We start from the raw sequence: 21,172 nt of genomic DNA, 5'->3' as shown, positions 1-21,172 counted from the left end.
CGGCCGATACCAATAGCATTGCAGGATCACTCCCTTGTTGCCATGAGACTGGGGTTCCCCATGCAACTGCGCCTACCGGACAATCTGATGGACCCCAAGCTGGTCGACCTGCAGCCTGACAGCGTGGCCGACTGGCTGGAGCGCCTCCCCTACACCCGTATCGACGAGTGTGGCCAGTTGCTGCTCACTGCCCTGCAGAGCCTGAGCCGCACCCCGGTAGCGGTTGGCACCCGGCACAAGCTGCTGAAGCTCTACCTGGCGGCACTCGACCGCTTCTTTCCGGTGCTGGAAACCCAGATCGTCAGCGACGAGGTCGTCAGCTCGGGCAAGGCCCGTCAGGCCGCCCGTCTGGGCATGGCGCTGTTCGATGCCTTGTTCGCCGGCTTCAAGCGCACGCTGGTGGAACGGCTGGAAAAACGCTCGCTGCTGGAACGGGAGCAACCCAAGGTGGAACTGCTCTGCCTGGCTTTGCTGACCGCGCGCCTGCAGGTCAAGCTGGCCATGGAATGCTACACCGATCTGCCCATGCACTTCTGGCACGACTGTCATCAGCTCTACCAGCTGGCCGTGGAATCCGGCTGGCAGGAGCGCCGCCACGCACCGGCCGAGACCATCGCCGTGGTGTACCGGCAGATTCTGCTGATGGGCCTGACCGACGGCAAGCACCTGGCCGATAGCGAAATGATGGCGGCCATGGCGTTGATCTTCCGGCTGGCACCCCGCATCGAGCTGATCCCCCTGGCCGGGCTGACCAAGGCGCAAGGCTTCGGCTATCAGGTCGACCCGGCGCGCGACGCCCCGCCGCACTTTTTGCCGCTCAAACCGCAGGTGGCGGCCAGCGGCGAGTTCTGGGTCTATCTGGGCGATGTCATCGAAACGCTGCAACAGCAGGCCGAGCCGTTGGCGCGCCAGCTGGCGAACGGCACGGCCATCCCCGCCGACCTGGCCGTGGAAGTGGCGCGCAAGCTGGCCGAAGAGTGGACGCAACCGAAGCGGCGACGCCAGCCGCGGCAGCCGGCCCAGCAGTGGTTGACCCTCACCGCCCAGTTGCTGCCGATCTGGCTGACGCTGCGCCCGGCGCCGGCCGAGACGCCGGAGGACAGTCCCATCCCGGTGCTGGGCCGACCCGCCCGCCCCGCCTTGTTCCAGGCCGTTAACCAGAGCCAGCTCGGCTTCCTGCTGCGCGGCAACCCGGATGGACAGCCGCTGCGTACCGGCGAACTACTGCTGCTGTCACCCCAGCTACAGCCGGACCACCGCCAGTTGTGCGCGGTACGCTGGGCCTCGGCCGCGGCAGGCGGCAACGAGGTGGAATGCGGCGTCGAATTGCTTGGCCCGGCCCCGGAGGCGGTCGAGGTGCTGCCCACCATCACCCACCAGGACGCCACGTTCCAGCCGGCGCTGCACCTGCCTGCCCAGCCCCGGCTCGGCCGCCCGGCCTTGCTGGTGCTGCCGGGACGGCCGTTCTCGCGGCTGCGCGAATTCCTGCTGCGCGATGCCCAGGGCGAAACGCGCATCCGCGTCACCCGGGTCGAGCTGCAGACGCCGCTGTACCAGGCGATGGAGTACCGCCGCAGCGAGGATTTCTGAGCGCGTCCGGCCGCCGCCGTGGGCGTGCTTCAGGTCGGGGGCGATTTGCGGCATACTGGCGGGTCCGTATTCTTTCCTTGCGAGTGGGGTTTCATGCAATCGGTCATTCATGCGGGCAGTCGCCTGGTGGTCAAGGTGGGATCGAGCCTGGTCACCAACGACGGTAAGGGACTGGATCTGGCGGCGCTGGCGCGCTGGGCGGCGGAGATCGCCGACCTCAAGCGGCGCGGCAAGCAGGTGGTGCTGGTCTCCAGCGGCGCCATCGCCGAAGGCTGCCAGCGCCTGGGCTGGGGCAGCCGGCCCAAGGCCGTGCACGAGCTGCAGGCCGCCGCCGCGGTCGGCCAGATGGGGCTGTGCCAGGCCTACGAGAGCGCCTTCCGCGAATTCGGCCTGCAGACCGCGCAGGTGCTGCTCACCCACGAGGACTTGACCGACCGCACCCGCTACCTCAACGCCCGCTCCACGCTGACCACGCTGCTCAACCTCAACGTGGTGCCGATCATCAACGAGAACGACACGGTGGTGACCGACGAGATCCGTTTCGGCGACAACGACACGCTGGGCGCGCTGGTGACCAACCTGATCGAGGCCGATGCGCTGGTGATCCTGACCGACCAGCAGGGCCTCTACACCGCCGATCCGCGCAAGCATCCGGATGCCGAGTTCGTGCACGAGGCGGTGGCCGGCACGCCGGAGCTGGAGGCGATGGCCGGCGGCGCCGGCAGCAGCGTCGGCACCGGCGGCATGCTGACCAAGATCCTCGCCGCCAAGCGCGCGGCGCGCAGCGGGGCCGCCACGGTGATCGCCTGCGGCCGCGAGCTGAACGTGCTGTCGCGGCTCGCCGACGGCGAAGCCATCGGCACCCAGCTGTTGGCGCCGACCAGCCGCATGACGGCGCGCAAGCAGTGGCTGGCCGACCACCTGATCCTGACCGGCCGGCTGGTGCTCGACAGCGGCGCCGCGCTGGCGGTGCGGCAGAAACGCAGCAGCCTGCTGCCGATCGGCGTGCTGCGCGTGGAGGGGGATTTCCTGCGCGGCGAGGCGGTGGCCTGCGTCGACGAGAGCGGCGTGGAGGTGGCGCGCGGGCTGGTCAACTACAGCTCGGACGAGGCGCGGCTGATCATGCAGAAGCCGACGCGCGCGATCGAGGGCATCCTGGGCTACCTGGTCGAACCGGAGCTGATCCACCGCGACAACATGGTGGCGCTGTAACGACCTCATCGCTGGAAATGGCACAAGGCCCCTGCTCCTCCACGGACAGGGGCCTTGTCGTATTCATCGCCAGGAACCCTTGGGACAGCGTAGGCCGGATTGAGCTCGCCCGGACTTCAGATGGAGGGAGGCACCAACGCGCCCCGGCCGTCGACATCACCGATGGGTTACGCTTCGCTTCACCCATCCTACGTTCCTACGTCCCCGATGATGACAAAACGCCGCGTTCCCGGTCGGGAAGGCGGCGTTTTTCTGTTCAGGCCGGCACAGCAGCCACCTGCGGCGGGTTGTGGCTGCGAGCCGAACCCGCCCTACCTGCTACTCCTGAGCGCCGTGCTTGAGTTCGATGGCACGCACGATGACGTAGGCGATCATCGAACACAGGAAGAACAGCAGCATCATCCACGCCACCGACTGCAACGTCTCGATCAACGTGCGGTAGATTTCCAGCGTCCAGCGCATGCCGTTGAGTTCCAGCGCCGACGATTCGCGCGTGGCGGTGACGTATTTTTCCAGTTCCCACAGCCTTACTCCGCCGGAGACCCCGACCACCACGATGGCGAAGCGCAGGTACTTGCGCCAGGCGTCAGCCATTTCGTCGCCGACGATGCGGCTGAGGATGCGGTTGACCGCGCCGTCGAAAAACTTCGCGGTGAGCAACGAGGCGGCCAGCGCCACCAGGAACGTCGCCGCAAGCAATGCAAAGAACATGCAAATTCCCCTTGTTGTCAGTCATCATGACTGGCACGCATTGTACGTGCTCAGCCGGGCGGATTCGATGGCGTCTTTCAACGCCGAGGCCAATCGGCGACAGATTGTCGTGCCCCTGCCACGCCCTGCCGCCCCTCATACCACCGACAGCAGCGCGGCAAAGCGCGCCAGCAGGCGGCTTCCGGCGAAGGTGTGCCGGCCTTGATGATCAGTATGAGCTTCATGCCGTTTCCCGTGAATCAGTCCTTCAGCGGCAGGCCGAAGTGCTGGTAGGCCTGCGCCGTGGCCATGCGCCCGCGCGGGGTACGCTGCAGATAGCCCTGCTGGATCAGATAGGGCTCGATCACGTCCTCGATGGTGTCGGTGCTCTCGCCGATCGCTGCCGCCACGTTGTCGAGGCCCACCGGTCCGCCGGCGAATTTCTCCAGGATGGCGGCAAGCAATTTGCGGTCCATCACGTCGAGCCCGGCCGGGTCGACGTCGAGCATCGCCAGGGCGGCATCGGCCACGGCGGCGGTCACCACGCCGTCAGCCTTGACCTCGGCATAGTCGCGCACGCGGCGCAGCAGGCGGTTGGCGATGCGCGGCGTGCCGCGCGAGCGGCGAGCCACCTCGAACGCGCCGTCCTCGCCCAGCTGCACGTTCAGCAAGCCGGCCGAGCGGCTGACGATGCGCGTCAGTTCTTCCGGGGTGTAGAACTCCAGCCGCGCGACGATGCCGAAGCGGTCGCGCAGCGGGTTGGTCAGCATGCCGGCACGGGTGGTGGCGCCGACCAGGGTGAACGGTGGCAGGTCGATCTTGACCGAGCGCGCCGCCGGCCCTTCGCCGATCATGATGTCGATCTGGTAATCCTCCAGCGCCGGGTAGAGGATTTCCTCGACCACCGGGGAGAGGCGGTGGATTTCGTCGATGAACAGCACGTCGTGCGGCTCGAGGTTGGTCAGCAGCGCGGCCAGGTCGCCGGCGCGCTCCAGCACCGGCCCCGAGGTCTGGCGCAGGTTGACGCCCATCTCGCGCGCCACGATGTGCGCCAAGGTGGTCTTGCCGAGACCGGGTGGGCCGAACAGCAGCACGTGGTCGAGCGCCTCGCCGCGCTTCTTCGCCGCCTCGATGAAGATTTCCAGTTGCTCGCGCGCCTTCTTCTGGCCGACGTAGTCGTCGAGCGCCTTGGGGCGCAGCGCGCGTTCCAGCGCCTCTTCCTGCGCGGACAGCGACTGCTGGGTGACGAGGCGGCGCTCGGGCGCGCCGCCGATCAGGTTGTCGGTTTCGATCATGGCATGGTCTTGAACATCAATCCGGTGATGTTACCACTGCTCCATAGGTGGGAGCGTCACGACGGCGGAGGCCGCCATTCTGGCCGCGAGGGATTGGCCGCAAAAAACAAAGCCGCTCAGGAGAGCGGCGTGGTCGAACGAACATGGCACGGCTACTTGCCGGCTTTCTTCACGCCGTTGCCCTGTTTCAGCCGGATGGAGACCCCGCCACGACCGCTGCTGGCCTTGCGCACCTCGAACCAGCCCGACTTCACCACCAGCTCGGACAGCTTGGCGAAGCCGTAATTGCGCGGATCGAAATCCGGCATCCACTGCCCCAACAGGCTGCCCACCCCGCCCAGATCGGCCCAGCCTTCGTCGTCGTCCATGCTCTCGATGCCTTTCTGGAACTGTGCACGCAGCTTCTTGTCCAGCGGGCGCAGCACACGGGCAGGCAGAGGGGGTTTGGCGGCGCTGCGACTGGCTTCGTCGCCCTTGCCCACTACCTCGTCCACCTTGGCCTCGTCGACCATGCCCAGCACTTCGACGTAGACGAACTTGCTGCAGGCATTGACGAAAGCCGATGGCGTCTTCTCCTCGCCGAAGCCCCACACTTCCAGCCCGTCTTCGCGCAGGCGGGTGGCCAGCCGCGAAAAGTCGCTGTCGCTGGAGACCAGACAAAAGCTCTGATAGCGGCCCGAGTGCAGCATGTCCATGGCGTCGATCACCAGCGTGATGTCAGAGGCGTTCTTGCCCTTGGTATTGGGAAATTGCTGGACGGGATGGATGGCGAAGCGCGCGCACAGCTCGCGCCAGGCCTTGTCGTGGCGGCTGAAGTCGCCATAGACGCGCTTCAAAGCCAGCACGCCGAGCTTGCCGGCCTCTTCCAGCACGTCCTCGATCCAGCCCGGCGAGACGTTGTCGGCATCGATCAGTACCGCGACGTTGGCCATGTCTTATCCTTTCATCAGGCTCTTGAGCGCGAGACGCACGCCATCGCTCACGGTGACGTCGGGCGGCAGGCCCTTAGTGGCGGCGGCGGCTTCCTTGTCGTTGTAGCCCAGTGCCAGCAGGGCATTGACGATATCGCTCTTGTCGTCCGGGGTAGCGGCGAACGCCAGCCCGCCCGGGGTGGTGACAGCGCCGCCGGTGGCGAGCTTGCCGCGCAGTTCCAGCACCAGCCGCTCGGCGGTCTTCTTGCCGATGCCCGGCACACTGGAGAGACGCTTGAGGTCCTCGCTCGCTACCGCCAGCGCCAGTTCGTCGGCACTCAGGCCAGACAGCACGGCTAGCGCGATCTTGGCGCCGATACCGCTGACCTTGATCAATTGGCGGAAGGTCTCGCGCTCGCCCTTGCTGGCGAAGCCGAACAATAGATGAGCATCCTCACGCACCACCAGGTGGGTGTAGAGCGTGGTTTTCTCGCCCAGCGCAGGCAGTTGATAGAAGGTGCTCATCGGAACGTCGACTTCGTAGCCGACCCCGCCGACGTCTACCACGATCTGCGGCGGGAGTTTTTCGATGAGCTGGCCGGTAAGGCGTCCGATCATGGGATATCCAGATAATAGAAGGTTGGCCGAAGGCCGGCATCAGGCCGTCATGCTGCCACAGTCGGCGCGGCTTGTTGAGCCGGTCATGTCAGGCTAGCCGACCGCCCTTCACCCTCAGCCCCTGGCGGGTGAAGGCGGCGACGGCGGCGTGGCTGTGGTTGGCGTGCGCCAGCGCCACTGCCAGCGCGTCGGCGGCGTCAGCCTGCGGCGTGCCGGACAGGTGCAGCAGTCGCACGATCATCGCCTGCACCTGCTCCTTGGGCGCCTTGCCGTGGCCGACCACCGACTGCTTGACCTGCAGCGCGGTGTATTCGGCCACCGTCAGCTGCTTCAACACCAGCGCGGCCAGCACCGCGCCGCGCGCCTGACCCAGCATCAGCGTGGCGGCCGGGTTGACGTTGACGAACACCTGCTCGACCGCGGCCTCGCCCGGCCGGTAGGTGTCGACCACGCCGAACAGGCCGTCGACGATAACCTTGATGCGCTCGGCCAGCGGCGCGCCTTGCGGCGTGCGAATACAGCCGGAGGCGACGTAGTGGCGCTGCTGGCCGATGACGTCGATGACGCCGAAGCCGGTGATGCGGCTGCCGGGGTCGATGCCGAGGATGCGCCGGCTCACCGCCCGGCCCAGCCGCGGGCGATGGCGTCGGCTTCGGCCAGGCGCTCGGCGGTGCCGACGTCGAGCCACAGCCCATCGTGGCGCACACCGCTGATCCGGCCCTCCGCCATCGCCGCGCGCAGCAGCGGCGCCAGCTTGGCCGGCTGGTGCGGCAGTGTGGCGGCGAACAGTGCCGGATGATAGGCACCGATGCCGGAGAAGGTCAGCGCCACGCCGTCGGCCGGGCTGGCCGACAGCCGGCCGTCGCCCAGCAGGCCGAAGTCGCCGCCGGGATGGTGCGGTGGGTTGGGCACCAGCAGCAGATGCGCCAGCCTCTGCTTGCCGTCGAGCCGTGCCGCCTCGGCAGCGAGCGCGGCCAGGTCGATATCGGTCAACACGTCGCCGTTGATCACGACGAACGGCTCCTCGCCCAGCAAGGGCAAGGCAGTGGCGATGCCGCCGGCAGTCTCCAGCGCGGTGCCCTCACGCGAGTAAGCGATATGCACGCCGTAGGCCGCGCCGTCGCCCAGCGCCGTCTCGATACGCTCGCCGAGCCAGGCGTGGTTGATGACGATCTCGTCGATGCCGGCCTCGCGCAGGCGCTTGATGTGCCAGCCGATCAGCGGTTCGCCGCCGACCGGCAGCAACGGCTTGGGCGTGTGGTCGGTGAGCGGGCGCATGCGTTCGCCGCGCCCGGCGGCGAGAATCATCGCCCTCATTCGTCGTCCGCCACGATACGGGTGGCGCTGAACACCGAACCGAGGCTGTCGTCGTCCTCGTCCTTGCCCACCAGCTGCACCAGCAACTGGTAGAGCGGCGAGAGCTCCTGATAGCGACGCGTGGTCTTCTTCAGGTACTTGAGGAAGCGCGGAATCTCGCCGCGGTACTTGTCCTTGCCGTCGCGGTGGTAGAGGCGGGCGAAGATGCCGGCCACCTTGAGGTGGCGCTGCACCCCCATCCACTCGACATCGCGCCAGAATACGTCGATATCGGCCGGGACCGGCAGCCCGGCGGCGCGCGCGCGCTCCCAGTAGCGCACCACTAGGTCCAGCACGAAAGCCTCGTCCCATTCGATGAAGGCGTCGCGCAGCAGCGACACCAGGTCGTAGCTGATCGGGCCGTACACCGCATCCTGGAAGTCCAGCACGCCGGGCTTGCCCGGGGTCAGCATCAGGTTGCGCACGATGAAGTCGCGATGCACGAACACCTTGGGCTGCGCCAGCAAGGGCGGCAGCAGCGCCTTGACGCCGGCGTCCCACAACTGGCGCTGGGCGTAGTTGAGCGGACGGCCCAGCTCCTTGGCGCAGAACCATTCCGGGAACAAGTTGAGCTCGCGCGTCAGCAGCGCCTCGTCGTACTCGGGCAGTTCACCCGCACGGCTCGCCTTCTGGATCTCGATCAGCGTGTCGATGGCCTCCAGCAGCAGATGCTGGTGCACCACCGGGCGCTCGTCGTGCAGCAGGGCGGAGAGATAGGTTACGCGTCCCAGGTCTTCGAGCAGCATGAAACCCTGCTCGCGGTCGCGCACCAGGATTTCCGGCACGTTCACCATCGAAAACAGCTCGCGCACGCGCACGTAGGCATCGGTATTCATCTTGTCCGGCGGCGCATCCATCACGATGCGGGTGGTACCGTCCGGCAGGGTGACGCGGAAGTAGCGGCGGAAATCGGCGTCGGCGGCGGCGAACTCCACCGCCAGCTCAGTGTCGGGAAAGAGGCCGGCGAGCCAGCCCTTGAGCAGTTCCAATCGTTGCATGTCGGTTCGTTGCGGTGCTGATAGAATTGTGCGATTTTATACCGCTGATTGCCCCCGAGATATGGCTTTGTGCATGGCACGTTTACAACCCACCCCGCTGGCGCTGGCGCTGGCCGCCGCGTTCTCCCTGTCGTCGGTCCAGGCCGAAGAGCTGAACACCCCTCCCGCCCCCGGACAGACTCAGCTCAGCGCCGACGAGCTCAGCGGCCAGATGGAAGTGGAAATCAAGGCCCGCGGCAACGTGGTGGTGCGCCGTGACGACCAGACGCTCAAGGCCGACTGGCTGGAGTACTACCAGGCCAAGAACCGCGCCCGCGCCGGCGATCACTTCACGCTGACCCAGGCCGGCAGCCGCGTCTCCGGCACGCTGATCGATTACGACCTGGCCAACCGCACCGGCACCGCAGAGCAGCCGGACTTCGCCGCCGCCGAGGGCCTGCGCTCCTTCCGCGGCGACGGCACACGCGCCGAATTCCTCGGCAAGGGCAAGTACCGTCTGCTGCAGGCACGCGCCAATACCTGCAGTCCTGACGATGACTCCTGGTACCTCAAGGCCTCCAGCATCGACCTCGACTACGGCAAGAACGTCGGCGTGGCGCGCAATGCCCGGCTCGAGTTCCAGGGCGTGCCGATCCTGTACACGCCGTGGATCGACTTCCCGCTCGACGGGGGCCGCAAATCGGGCATCCTCGCCCCCATCGCCAAGACCGGCAGCAACGGAACCGAACTGAGCGTTCCCTACTACTGGAACATCGCCCCCAATTACGACGCCACGATCACGCCGGGCTACAACGAGAAACGCGGCGCCATGCTCGGTGCCGAGTTCCGCTACCTGCAGCCGGATTACCAGGGTGAGATCGCCACGGCCCAGGTACCCGACGACAAGGAGGCCGGGCGCAGCCGCTACGCCTGGCGCGCCAAGCACACGCAGAACCTCGGCGCCGGCTTCGGCGCCGGCTACAACGCCAACTACGTCTCCGACGACGACTACTTCGACGACTTCGGCAACCGCCAGGACATCGCCTCCAGCACCAACCTGGTTCGCGAAGCCTGGCTCGGCTACGGCAAGGAGTGGGACAGCGGCACCTTCAACGCCCAGCTCAAGGCGCAACGCTACCAGACGCTGCAGGATCCGGACGCGCTGGTCGAGGAGCCCTACGCCCGCCTGCCGCAGCTCAGCGCCAGCGCCAACCAGGACCTGGGCGCGGGGCTGTCGGCCAATCTGCAGGCCGAGCTGACCCGCTTCACCCACCCCACCAAGCAGGAAGGCAGCCGCCTGGTCAGCTACCCCAGCGTGACCTGGTCGCTGGACCAGAGCTGGGGCTACATCCGCCCCAAGGCCGGCGTGCACTATACCCGCTACAGCCTGGATGCCCTCGGGAGCACCGAATCGCGCGAGGTGACGCGCACCCTGCCGATCTTCAGCACCGACGCCGGCCTCTACTTCGACCGGCCCACCACCCTGTTCGGCAGCAGCTACACCCAGACGCTGGAACCCCGGCTCTACTATCTGAACATTCCGAGCAAGCAGCAGAACGACCTGCCCAACTTCGACACCTCGGAAAACGACATCAACTTCGCCCAGCTGTTCAGCGAGAACCGCTTCTCCGGCTCCGACCGCATCAACGGCGCCGACCAGCTGACCGCCGCGCTGTCCACCCGCTACCTCGACGCCCAGAGCGGCATCGAGCAGCTGAGGCTGTCGGCGGGGCAGGTGTTCTATTTCAGCAAGGACGACCTGACGCTGAACGGCACCACCACCCAACGCAGCAGCCAGCGCTCCGACCTGCTGTTAAGCGCCGGCGGCCAGATCACCCCGAGCTGGCGCTTCGACAGCCTGTACCAGCACAACCAGGATCTGTCCAAGACCGAGCAGTACAACCTGCAGCTGTTCTACACCCCCGAGCCCGGCAAGACCGCCAGCATCCGCTACCGCTACGACCGCCTGACCGATGTCGGCGGCACGCTCGGCCCGTTGCGCCAGGTCGACGTCGCCGGCCAGTGGCCGCTGGCGAAGAAGTGGTACGCCGTGGCGCGTTACAACTACTCGCTGCAGGACAAGAAAGCGCTGGAGCAACTGGCCGGCGTCGAGTACAACGACGGCTGCTGGACCGCCCGCCTGGTCGGCCAGCGCTACGTGTCCGACAGCAACACCACCAAGAATGCCGTCTACCTGCAACTGGAGCTGAAAGACCTCGGCGGTATCGGCAGCAACCCGGTCGACACCCTGCGGCTGGCCATTCCCGGCTACAGCAAAATCAACGACATACGCCAATGACCATGAAGAAAACCCTGCTTGCCCTGTTGATTGCCACCACCCTCGGCGCGGCCAACGCGGCCCCGGTGCGTCCGGTGGACCGCATCGTCGCCGTCGTCAACAAGAGCGCCATCACCGAGAGCGACCTGCAAAAGCGCATCAAGGAAACTGTCATGGAACTGGAGGCGCGCAAGGTGACGCCGCCGGCGCCCGACGTGCTGTCGCGCCAGGTGCTGGAACAGATGATCACCGAAGAGGTCCAGGTGCAGTACGCCGCCAGCAACGGCCTGCGCGTCAGCGACGGCGATCTGCAGCAGACGCTGGAGCGGCTGGCCGGCCAGAACAAGCTGACGCTCGACGCGATGAAGGAGCAACTGGCCAAGGAAGGCGTGGCGTTCGACAGCTTCCGCGAGCAGATCCGCCGCCAGATCCTGCTGGCCCGCCTCAAGGAACGCGAGATCGAGTCGCGCGTCACCGTCACCGACACCGAGGTCGAGCAGGTGCTGAAAAGCGAGCAGACCGCCAACCGCTCCGAGTATCGCCTCGCCAACATCCTGGTGAGCGTGCCGGAACGCGCCGACGCCAAGCAGATCGACGCGCTGGCACAAAAGGCACAGAAGGCGCTGGCGGAGCTGGATGCCGGCCAGCCCTTCGCCAAGGTGGCGGCGGCCTACTCCGACGCCCCCAACGGCCTCAAGGGCGGCGATCTGGGCTGGCGCCCGGCGTCCAGCCTGCCACTCGAGTTCACCAAGCTGCTGGAAACGATGAAAGCCGGCGCCCATACCGGGGTGATCCGCAGCCAACAGGGCTTCTTCATCTTCCAGCTGCAGGAAAAGCGCAGCGGCGACGCCCCGCTGATGGTGGAGCAATACCATGCGCGCCACATCCTGGTGCGCACCAACGAAGCGGTGTCCGAAGCCGACGCCAAGACCCGCATCCTGCAGATCCGCGACCGCATCGAACGCGGCGCCAGCTTCGAGGAAATGGCCAAGCTCTACTCCGAGGACGCCAGCAATACCCGCGGCGGCGACCTGGGCTGGGTCAACCTCGGCGACACCGTGCCGGCCTTCGAACAGGCCATGACCTCGCTGCCGCTGAATACCCTGTCCGAGCCGGTGCGCTCGCCGTTCGGCTGGCACCTGATCAAGGTCGAGGGCAAACGCACCCAGGACGTGGCGCAGGACCGCGAGAAGCTGCTGGTCAAGCAGCAGATCCGCGCGCGCAAGATCGACGAGGCCTACCTCGACTGGGTGCGCCAGTTGCGCGACTCGGCCTTCGTCGACGAGCGCCTGGAAGAAAAGTGAGCCGCGTCCCCGTCATCGCCGTCACCGCCGGCGAACCGGCCGGCATCGGCCCCGAACTGGTCCTGAAGCTGGCCGATGTTCCCGCCGCGGCCCGGCGCGTGGTGATCGCCGACCGCGACCTGCTGGCCGAGCGCGCGCGCCTGCTCGGCCTGCCGCTCACGCTGGCCGACTACCGGCGCGAGGCCGAGCCGGCCCCCGGCACGCTGGAAGTGCTGCACGTGCCGCTCGCCGCGCCCAGCCGCCCCGGCGTGCTCGACGCCGCCAACGGCCGCTACGTGCTGGCCACGCTAGACGCCGCCATCGCCGGCTGCGTCGCGGGCGAATTCGCCGCCATGGTCACCGCGCCGGTGCACAAGGGCGTGATCAACGATGCCGGCGTGCCCTTCTCCGGCCACACCGAATACCTCGCCGAGCAGACCGGCACCCCGCGCGTGGTGATGATGCTGGTCGGCGGCGGCATGCGCGTGGCGCTCGCCACCACCCACCTGCCGCTGCGCGCGGTGCCCGACGCCCTCACCCCGGCGCTCTTGACCGAGGTGTTGCAAATCCTGCATGCCGACCTCGTCGGCAAGTTCGGCATCGCCGCGCCGCGCATCCTGGTGGCCGGGCTCAACCCGCACGCCGGCGAAGGCGGCCACCTGGGGCGCGAGGAAATCGACGTGATCGAACCGGTGCTGGCCGGCCTGCGCGCCGCCGGCATGGATCTGACCGGCCCGCTGCCGGCCGACACCCTGTTCAACCCCGACAAGCTAGCGCAGGCCGACGCGGTGCTGGCGATGTACCACGACCAGGGCCTGCCGGTGCTCAAGCACGCCAGCTTCGGCCAAGGCGTCAACGTCACGCTGGGCCTGCCCATCATCCGCACCTCGGTCGACCACGGCACCGCGCTGGATCTCGCCGGCAGCGGCCGTGCCGACCCCGGCAGCCTGTTCGAGGCGCTGGCCCTGGCCGAAACGCTGGCCGCGCATCAGTCGCACTGACCAATCCGCCGGCACGCGTCGGCGGATGAAACAGGTCCCGATCCTGTCCGACAATCTCCAATTCCCTCGCCATATAGCCCGCAACGCTATAACCATGACGTGAGCGGCATTTTTCGCGACGCAGCAATTGCGGTAAAATTTGTCGTTATTATCCAAAACCTTGTCGAGTCCAGAGCACGATGAACGCCACCGCCCACCAGCGCGTACGTGAGATCCCCTACAACTACACCTCGTTTTCCGACCGAGAAATCATGATCCGCCTGCTGGGCGAGGACATGTGGCAACTGCTGGAATCGCTGCGCGGCGAGCGCAAGACCGGCCGCTCCGCGCGCATGCTGTTCGAGGTGCTGGGCGACATCTGGGTGGTGGACCGCAACCCCTACCTGGTCGACGACCTGCTCGACAACCCCAAGCGCCTGGCGGCGCTGACCGAGGCGATGCGTCACCGCCTGCGTGAAGTGGAAAAACGCCGCGTCGGCAACGACAAGGTGGGCCAGCTGCTGGCCGCCGCCGGCAACGCCGTCACCCGCTTCGAACGCCAGTTCAGCGACACCCGCGAGCTGCGGGCGCGCATTCTCAAGCGCCTGACGCGCCACACCCGCAAGGACAACATCCTGTTCGACGGCCTGGCGCGCGTGTCGCACGTCACCGACGCCACCGACTGGCGCGTCGAGTACCCCTTCGTGGTGCTGTGCCCCGACACCGAGGCCGAGATCGCCCCGCTGGTGAAGGCCTGTATCGAACTGGGCCTCACCATCATCCCGCGTGGCGGCGGCACCGGCTACACCGGTGGTGCCGTGCCGCTCGACCGCATGTCGGCGGTCATCAACTCCGAGAAGCTCGACCGCCACAACGGCGTCGAGTACATCGCCCTGCCCGGCCTCACCGGCCGCCACCCGACCATCCAGTGCGGCGCCGGCGTGGTGACGCGCCGCGTCGAGGAAGCCGCCCACGCCGCCGGCGTGGTGTTCGCGGTCGACCCGACCTCGGCCGACGCCTCCTGTATCGGCGGCAACGTGGCGATGAACGCCGGCGGCAAGAAGGCGCTGCTGTGGGGCACCGCGCTCGACAACCTGGCCTCGTGGAAGATGGTCGACCCGGACGGCAACTGGCTGTTCATCGAGCGCCTCAACCACAACTTCGGCAAGATCCACGACGTCGACACCGCCACCTTCCGCATCAGCAAGCTGGCCGACGACGGTGAAACGGTGCTGGAAAGCCGCGAGCTCGCCATCCCCGGCCGCACCTTCCGCAAGGTCGGCCTCGGCAAGGACGTCACCGACAAGTTCCTCGCCGGCCTGCCCGGCGTGCAGAAGGAAGGCACCGACGGCATCATCACCTCGGCGCGCTTCGTGCTGCACCGCATGCCCAAGCACGCCCGCACCGTGTGCCTGGAATTCTTCGGCACCGTGGCGCAGGCCACGCCGGCCATCGTCGAGATCACCGACTACTTCAAGCCGGGCGGCGCCGGTCTGACCGCCGGCGTGCAGCTGGCCGGCCTCGAACACCTCGACTGGCGCTACGTGCGCGCCGTCGGCTACGCCACCAAGGCCAAGTCCAAGGGCCGGCCGAAGATGGTGCTGATCGCCGACATCGTGTCCGACGACGAGAACGCCGTGGCGGAAGCCGCCAGCCACGTCGTGAAGCTCGCCAACGCCCGTTCCGGCGAAGGCTTCATCGCCGTCACCGCCGAGGCGCGCAAGAAGTTCTGGCTCGACCGCGCGCGCACCGCCGCCATCGCCAAGCACACCAACGCCTTCAAGATCAACGAAGACGTGGTGATCCCGCTGCCGCGCCTGGGCGACTACTCCGACGGCATCGAGCGCATCAACATCGAGCTGTCGATCGCCAACAAGGTGCGCCTGCTCGACCGCCTCACCGACTACTTCCATGGCCGCCTGCCGGTGGACGCCGAGAACGGCGCGGTGTCGGCCGACGAACTGATCGGCGAGCGCCGTGAGAACGCACTGGAGCTGATCGGCGCGGTGCGCACGCGCTGGCAGTGGCTGCTCGACCACCTCGACGCACTTCTCGCCGACTACCGCGCCCAGTGGCCCGACGCCCCGCTGGAGGGCGCGGCGGCCAGCACCGAGTCGGTGTTCATCGCCATGCGCGACTTCCAGCTGCGCGTGAGCTGGAAGCAGGAACTCTTGGCCGACCTCGAGACGCTGTTCTCCGGCAAGACCGACGCGCCGATCCTCGCCGCGGTCAAGGCCATCCACCAGAAGGTGCTGCGCGGCCGCGTGTTCGTGGCGCTGCACATGCACGCCGGCGACGGCAACGTGCACACCAACCTGCCGGTCAACTCCGACGACTACGACATGCTGCAGACCGCGCACCACGCCGTGGCGCGCATCATGGCGCTGGCGCGCAGCCTCGACGGCGTGATCTCCGGCGAACACGGCATCGGCATCACCAAGCTGGAATTCCTCACCGCCGAGGAAATGGCGCCGTTCGCCGCCTACAAGCAGCAGGTCGACCCCAACGGCCACTTCAACCGCGGCAAGCTGTTGCCGGGTGCCGACCTGTCCAACGCCTACACCCCGTCATTCGAGCTCCTGGGCGCCGAATCGCTGATCCTGGAACAGTCGGACATCGGCCAGATCTCCGACATGGTCAAGGACTGCCTGCGCTGCGGCAAGTGCAAGCCGGTGTGTTCCACCCACGTGCCGCGCGCCAACCTGCTCTACAGCCCGCGCAACAAGATCCTCGGCACCGGCTTGCTGACCGAGGCCTTCCTCTATGAGGAACAGACCCGGCGCGGCGTCAGCTTCAAGCACTTCGACGAGCTGTCCGACGTGGCCGACCACTGCACCGTGTGCCATCGCTGCGTCAAGCCGTGCCCGGTGAAGATCGATTTCGGCGACGTGTCGGTGGCGATGCGCAACTTCCTCAGGAAGACCGGCAACAAGAAGTTCAACCCCGGCACCGCGCTCGGCATGGCCTTCCTCACCGCCAAGGACCCGGCCACCATCAAGGCGATGCGCGTCGGCATGGTCGACATCGGCTACAAGGCGCAGCGCCTCGGCCATGACCTGGCCAAGAAGTTCGGCCTGATCGGCAAGCAGAAGGAACAGCCGCCCGCCACGCTCGGCAAGCCGCCGGTCAAGGCCCAGGTGATCCACTTCATCAACCGCCCGATGCCAGGCGGCCTGCCGAAGAAGACCGCGCGCGCCCTGCTCGACGTCGAGGATCCGAACATCGTGCCGGTGATCCGCCGCCCCGACGTGGCCGACGACGCCGAAGCGGTGTTCTACTTCCCCGGCTGCGGCTCGGAGCGCCTGTTCAGCCAGGTCGGCCTCGCCACCCAGGCCATGCTGTGGCACGTCGGCACCCAGACCGTGCTGCCGCCGGGTTACCTGTGCTGCGGCTACCCGCAGACCAGTGCCGGCTACGCCGACAAGGGCGAGCAGATCACCACCGAGAACCGCGTGCTGTTCCACCGTCTGGCCAACACGCTGAACTACCTCGACATCAAGACCGTGGTGGTCAGCTGCGGCACCTGCTACGACCAGCTCACGCAGTACCGCTTCGAGGACATTTTCCCGGGCTGCCGCATCCTCGACATCCACGAGTACCTGATGGAGAAGGGCGTCAAGCTCGACGGCGTGGCCGGTCAGAAGTACATGTACCACGACCCCTGCCACACCCCGATCAAGGCCTACCAGCCGCTCGACGTGGCCAACAACCTGCTGGGCGGCGGCGTCAAGCTCAATGACCGCTGCTGCGGCGAGTCGGGCACCTTCGCGGTGAGCCGCCCGGACATCTCGAGCCAGGTGAAATTCCGCAAGCAGGAAGAGATCGAGAAGGACCTGGCGATCCTGACCGAAGGCCAGCCGCAGGAAAAACCGGTGAAGATCCTCACCTCCTGCCCGTCCTGCCTGCAGGGCCTGTCGCGCTACGGCGAGGACACCGGCACCGAGGCCGACTACATCGTGGTCGAGATCGCCAAGCATATGCTGGGCGAGAACTGGATGCCGGAGTACGTCGAGAAAGCGCGCAACGGCGGCATCGAGCGGGTGCTGCTGTAAGGACGCAGCGGTTGCAAGGCAAAGGGCGGAGCGATCCGCCCTTTTTTGTTGCCCTGTGCCCGACCGTCGGCAGCCTGTACATTCACTTACCCACCCCATCCCGCCGCTCGGCTATCATGACATCCCCATCCCACCCGGAGCCGCCCCATGCCCCACCTCACCCTGGAATACAGCCGCAACCTGACCTCGCTCGACGCCGACCGCATGCTGTTGGCGCTGAACCGCCAGTTGGCCGAGTCGGGACACTTCGCCGAGAACGACATCAAGAGCCGGGCCATCGCACTGGACCATTACCGCACCGGCATCGAGCCGGTCGCCCGCGCCTTCGTCCACGTCACGCTGGCGATCCTGTCCGGCCGCACGCCGGAGGCCAAACAGGCGCTGTCGGCCGGCCTGCTGGCGGTGCTGCAGCAAGCCGGCCTGGGGCTGCCCGGCGCCGAGGTACAGCTGAGTGTGGAGATCCGCGACCTCGATCGCGCCTCCTACAGCAAGGCCGTGCTTGTCGGCTGAATCCCTCCCTGCCTCGCTTAAGGCGCCCGGTGGCGCCGTGCCGGGCACCATTCCCGTGCATCGGGTAATCCCTTCATTACACCATGCAGATGGCCTATACTGGCCCGCGGGCGGTCCACCGCGCCGTCATGACAACAAGGGGGAAAAGAATGAAAATCGCACACAGACTAATAATCCTCATCACCGCTGCCATCGTCGGCAGCATCTTCATCGGGGGCATGGCGCTGCAGCAATTGGGCACGGTCCACCAGAACCTGAAAACCATCAATGAAGACACCATCCCCAGCCTGCGCAAGCTCGACAACGTCATCATCGAACTGCTGGCGATGCGCACCAGCATCCTCAACCACATCCTGACCACCGACGCCACCGTCATCCAGCAACTCGACGGCGTGATCAAGCAGCAACGCCAGGGGCTGGAAAAGGCCCTCAAGGACTACGAGACGCAGATCGGCGACGATGCGCGCGACCAGGCCCTGTTCAAGGCCTCCTCCGGCACGCTGCAAAGCTATTTGAACGAGGCCGACAAGGCGGTGCAGCTGTCCGGCCTGTACCGCAAGGACGAAGCCTATGCCAAGCTCAGCCAGCTCAAGACGCTGGGTGACCAGACCGTGGCGGCCCTCAATCAGGAGCTCGAGTACAACGTGCAGCAGGCCCAGCAGCGCTCGGACAGCGCCGACAGCACCGTGCAGCAAGCCAAACTCATCGTCGGCGGCGCCGTGCTGGCGATTCTGTTGCTGACCGGCGCACTGGGGTGGCTGATCTACCGCCAGATCAGCGGCGGACTCGCCAACGCCCAGCGCACCATCGGCGCCATCGGCGCCTCGCTCGACTTCACCCACCGCGCCGAGGTCAAGGGCCATGACGAGGTCAGCCAGACGCTGACCGCCTTCAACCAGCTGATCGCCCGCCTGCAGGACAGCCTCAAGAGCCTGCAGAGCGGCGTGCAGGAAGTGAGCCAGACCTCGGCCGAACTGCTCGGCGCCTCGCAGCAGGTGGCCCGGAGCTCCGGCGTGCAGAGCGAATCGTCCTCGCACATGGCCGCCTCGGTCGAGCAGATGACGGTCAGCATCAACCACGTCGCCGAGCGGGCCGGCGAGGCGCGCCAGCTCTCCAGCGAGGCCGGCGACAAGGCCGAGAGCGGCCGCCAGGTGATCGGCCAGACCGTCAGCGACATCCATTCCATCGCCGCCGCGGTCGACACCGCCGCCGCGGACATTCGCCAGCTCGACGCCAAGAGCAAGGAAATCGCCTCGGTGATCAATGTCATCCGCGACGTCGCCGACCAGACCAACCTGCTGGCGCTGAACGCCGCCATCGAGGCGGCGCGCGCCGGCGAGTCGGGCCGCGGCTTCGCCGTCGTAGCCGACGAGGTGCGCAAACTGGCCGAACGCACCGCCGCCTCGACCCAGGAGATCGGCACCATCATCGGCGCCATCCAGAGCGTGTCGGGCAGCGCGGTCGAGCGCATGCAGCACGCCGTGGCGCGGGTGGAACAGGGCGTGGCCGGCGCCAATTCGGCACAGCAGTCGATGAGCAGCATCTCCGACTCGTCCGGCCACAGCGTGCGGCTGGTATCCGAAATCACCGAGGCGATCCGCGAGCAGGGCGAGGCGACCACCACCATCGCCCAGCAGGTGGAACAGGTGGCACGGATGGCCGGGGAGAACAGCAGCGCGGCGACCCAGGCGGCGACGCTGGCCGAGCGGCTGGAAGAGGTCTCCGGCCGCATGCGCCAGGTGGTCAGCGCCTACCGGCTGTGACCCGTTTACCCGTCGCGAGTGCCCGCCCGCCAAGCGCCGGGCGGAGCACTGCATCGCAGCGCTCGGCTAGAATGAAGCATTCTCTTTTTCCATGTTCATCGCGGACTCCCCGACATGTATTGTGAACTCTGCTCTTCGCCGGCTGGCAACGTGCTGTTCGAAGACGACCGGCTGCGGGTGGTGCTGGTCGACGAACCCGGCTACCCCGGCTTCTGCCGCGTCATCTGGAAGGCCCACGTCAAGGAAATGACCGATCTCGCGCCGGCCGACCGCCAGCACCTGTTCGACTGGCTGCTGCGCACCGAAGCCGCCGTGCGCCAGGTGATGAAACCCGACAAGATCAACCTGGCGAGCCTCGGTAACATGGTGCCGCACCTGCACTGGCACGTGATCCCGCGCTTCCAGAACGACGCCCATTTCCCCAGCCCGATCTGGGCCGGCCCGCGCCGCAGCGGCGCCGACCATGGCCAGCCGGACCTGGCGCACAAGCTGGCCGCCGCGCTGGCCCCAACTCCCTGAGGCAGGCGGCCGGTATCATCGGCATGAAGGCGGGCTTGCCGCCTGCCAAACGCTCTGTGCAGGCTAGTCGTCATCCCTGTGGAACCGCTTGCAAGCCGGCCCACCGGCCAGCTTTTAAGCGGCTCCCTCGCTTAATGGAGAGCCACCATGTTTACCACGCTGATTTCCCTCGGCGAACTCGCCGCCCTGCCGGAAACCGAGCGCGTCGTGCTGGACTGCCGCTTCCAGCTCAATGACCCCGACCATGGCCACCACGCCTACAACAAGGGGCACATTCCCGGTGCCCACTACCTCAACCTCGATTACAACCTGTCCGGCGTGAAAACCGGCCGCAACGGCCGCCACCCCCTACCGGAAGGCCAGCGCCTGGCGGCCGATCTGGGCGCCTGCGGCGTCACGCCGGGCAAGCAGGTGGTGGTGTACGACGACGCCGGCGGCATGTTCGCCGCGCGCGCCTGGTGGCTGCTGCGCTGGCTGGGGCACGAAGCGGTCGCCGTGCTCGACGGCGGCCTGCCGGCCTGGCTGGCAAACGGCGGTGCCCTGACGCGGGACGTCCCGCGCCGTCACACGCAACGCTACGGCAGCCGCCCGGCACTGGCGCAGGCGGTGAAGGTCGACGCCGTCGTCGCCAACCTGCGCGAGCCGGCCTTCGTGCTGGTGGACGCGCGCTCGCCGGAACGTTTCCGCGGCGAGGGCGAAACGCTGGACCCGGTCGGCGGCCACATCCCCGGTGCGCTGAACCGCTTCTTCATGCGCAACCTGGACGAGAACGGCCGCTTCAAGGACAAGAACAGGCTGAAGCAGGAATGGATCGCGCTGCTGGGCGCGCGCGACGACTGGTCGGAAGTGGTGCACCAGTGCGGCTCCGGCGTGACCGCCTGCGTCAACCTGCTGGCGATGGAACACGCCGGGCTCGCCGGCAGCCGGCTCTACCCCGGCTCGTGGAGCGAATGGTGCAGCGACCCCGCCCGGCCGGTGGAACGCTGAACCTTTCCCCGACAAAAAAGCCATCTGGCGATAAATCCGGATGGTTTTTTGCGGGTAGAACCTCGACCTTGGGCATCAGCTAGGTAGCAGCGTGACCCATCGCAACGCGGGTGAAGCACGACGGGTTCCGGCACCCAGTGCCGCCCCCCGT

The 21,172-nt window shown here is 67.2% G+C and carries 17 protein-coding genes; 10 read left to right on the top strand and 7 right to left on the bottom strand.

The window, feature by feature from the left end; translation table 11 throughout:
• Positions 1-60: 60 nt before the first annotated feature.
• Together PSEMAI1_RS0101630 and proB are read left to right on the top strand one after the other, a co-directional pair.
• A complete protein-coding gene (locus PSEMAI1_RS0101630; protein ID WP_024301194.1) occupies positions 61-1,590 on the top strand; it encodes a hypothetical protein in 1,530 nt (509 codons plus the stop codon).
• 93 nt (positions 1,591-1,683) lie between these two features.
• The gene (gene proB / locus PSEMAI1_RS0101625; RefSeq protein WP_024301193.1) at positions 1,684-2,802 is read left to right on the top strand and encodes a glutamate 5-kinase; all 1,119 of its coding nucleotides are present in this window, start codon (positions 1,684-1,686) and stop codon (positions 2,800-2,802) included.
• A 318-nt stretch (positions 2,803-3,120) separates the two neighbouring features.
• On the opposite strand, the gene PSEMAI1_RS0101620 is transcribed toward proB, so the two are convergent.
• From PSEMAI1_RS0101620 to amgK, 7 genes are all read right to left on the bottom strand, one after another.
• The gene (locus tag PSEMAI1_RS0101620; RefSeq protein WP_024301192.1) at positions 3,121-3,513 is read right to left on the bottom strand and encodes a hypothetical protein; all 393 of its coding nucleotides are present in this window, start codon (positions 3,511-3,513) and stop codon (positions 3,121-3,123) included.
• A 239-nt stretch (positions 3,514-3,752) separates the two neighbouring features.
• The gene (gene ruvB / locus PSEMAI1_RS0101615; RefSeq protein WP_024301191.1) at positions 3,753-4,787 is read right to left on the bottom strand and encodes a Holliday junction branch migration DNA helicase RuvB; all 1,035 of its coding nucleotides are present in this window, start codon (positions 4,785-4,787) and stop codon (positions 3,753-3,755) included.
• A gap of 152 nt (positions 4,788-4,939) precedes the next feature.
• The gene (locus PSEMAI1_RS0101610; protein WP_024301190.1) at positions 4,940-5,719 is read right to left on the bottom strand and encodes an NYN domain-containing protein; all 780 of its coding nucleotides are present in this window, start codon (positions 5,717-5,719) and stop codon (positions 4,940-4,942) included.
• A 3-nt stretch (positions 5,720-5,722) separates the two neighbouring features.
• On the bottom strand, positions 5,723-6,316 hold the full coding sequence (gene ruvA, locus PSEMAI1_RS0101605) for a Holliday junction branch migration protein RuvA (protein ID WP_024301189.1): 594 nt from the start codon (positions 6,314-6,316) through the stop codon (positions 5,723-5,725).
• Between the two features lie 88 nt (positions 6,317-6,404).
• On the bottom strand, positions 6,405-6,935 hold the full coding sequence (ruvC, locus tag PSEMAI1_RS0101600) for a crossover junction endodeoxyribonuclease RuvC (RefSeq protein WP_024301188.1): 531 nt from the start codon (positions 6,933-6,935) through the stop codon (positions 6,405-6,407).
• Positions 6,932-7,633: an N-acetylmuramate alpha-1-phosphate uridylyltransferase MurU gene (murU, locus tag PSEMAI1_RS0101595; protein WP_024301187.1), complete on the bottom strand. Its 702-nt coding sequence runs from the start codon at positions 7,631-7,633 to the stop codon at positions 6,932-6,934. The genes ruvC and murU overlap by 4 nt, the downstream gene beginning before the upstream one ends.
• Positions 7,630-8,670, bottom strand: coding sequence for an N-acetylmuramate/N-acetylglucosamine kinase AmgK (amgK, locus tag PSEMAI1_RS0101590; RefSeq protein ID WP_024301186.1), 1,041 nt, complete (start codon positions 8,668-8,670; stop codon positions 7,630-7,632). Before amgK ends, murU begins: the two co-directional genes overlap by 4 nt.
• Before the next feature lie 73 nt (positions 8,671-8,743).
• On the opposite strand from amgK, the gene PSEMAI1_RS0101585 reads away from it, so the two are divergent.
• The 8 genes from PSEMAI1_RS0101585 (at position 8,744) to PSEMAI1_RS0101550 (ending at position 21,021) form a co-directional block, all read left to right on the top strand.
• Complete coding sequence (locus PSEMAI1_RS0101585; protein WP_024301185.1) at positions 8,744-10,948, top strand: LPS-assembly protein LptD; 2,205 nt, start codon at positions 8,744-8,746, stop codon at positions 10,946-10,948.
• Complete coding sequence (locus tag PSEMAI1_RS0101580; RefSeq protein ID WP_036986163.1) at positions 10,945-12,231, top strand: peptidylprolyl isomerase; 1,287 nt, start codon at positions 10,945-10,947, stop codon at positions 12,229-12,231. Before PSEMAI1_RS0101585 ends, PSEMAI1_RS0101580 begins: the two co-directional genes overlap by 4 nt.
• Positions 12,228-13,211 carry a 4-hydroxythreonine-4-phosphate dehydrogenase PdxA gene (gene pdxA, locus PSEMAI1_RS0101575; protein WP_024301183.1) on the top strand — a complete coding sequence of 328 codons (984 nt, stop codon included), beginning with the start codon at positions 12,228-12,230 and terminating at the stop codon, positions 13,209-13,211. Before PSEMAI1_RS0101580 ends, pdxA begins: the two co-directional genes overlap by 4 nt.
• A gap of 179 nt (positions 13,212-13,390) precedes the next feature.
• The gene (locus PSEMAI1_RS0101570; RefSeq protein ID WP_024301182.1) at positions 13,391-17,242 is read left to right on the top strand and encodes an FAD/FMN-binding oxidoreductase; all 3,852 of its coding nucleotides are present in this window, start codon (positions 13,391-13,393) and stop codon (positions 17,240-17,242) included.
• A 147-nt stretch (positions 17,243-17,389) separates the two neighbouring features.
• Entirely contained in the window at positions 17,390-17,752 is a 363-nt protein-coding gene (locus PSEMAI1_RS0101565; RefSeq protein WP_024301181.1) for a 5-carboxymethyl-2-hydroxymuconate Delta-isomerase, read from the top strand.
• A gap of 149 nt (positions 17,753-17,901) precedes the next feature.
• Positions 17,902-19,515: a methyl-accepting chemotaxis protein gene (locus PSEMAI1_RS0101560; RefSeq protein ID WP_024301180.1), complete on the top strand. Its 1,614-nt coding sequence runs from the start codon at positions 17,902-17,904 to the stop codon at positions 19,513-19,515.
• A 114-nt stretch (positions 19,516-19,629) separates the two neighbouring features.
• On the top strand, positions 19,630-20,034 hold the full coding sequence (locus PSEMAI1_RS0101555; RefSeq protein WP_024301179.1) for an HIT family protein: 405 nt from the start codon (positions 19,630-19,632) through the stop codon (positions 20,032-20,034).
• A gap of 147 nt (positions 20,035-20,181) precedes the next feature.
• Positions 20,182-21,021: a sulfurtransferase gene (locus PSEMAI1_RS0101550; RefSeq protein ID WP_024301178.1), complete on the top strand. Its 840-nt coding sequence runs from the start codon at positions 20,182-20,184 to the stop codon at positions 21,019-21,021.
• The last annotated feature ends 151 nt before the right edge of the window (positions 21,022-21,172 follow it).

The organism is Pseudogulbenkiania sp. MAI-1 (assembly GCF_000527175.1).
Lineage (GTDB): Bacteria > Pseudomonadota > Gammaproteobacteria > Burkholderiales > Chromobacteriaceae > Pseudogulbenkiania.
This window is presented reverse-complemented; position numbering and strand designations above follow the sequence as displayed.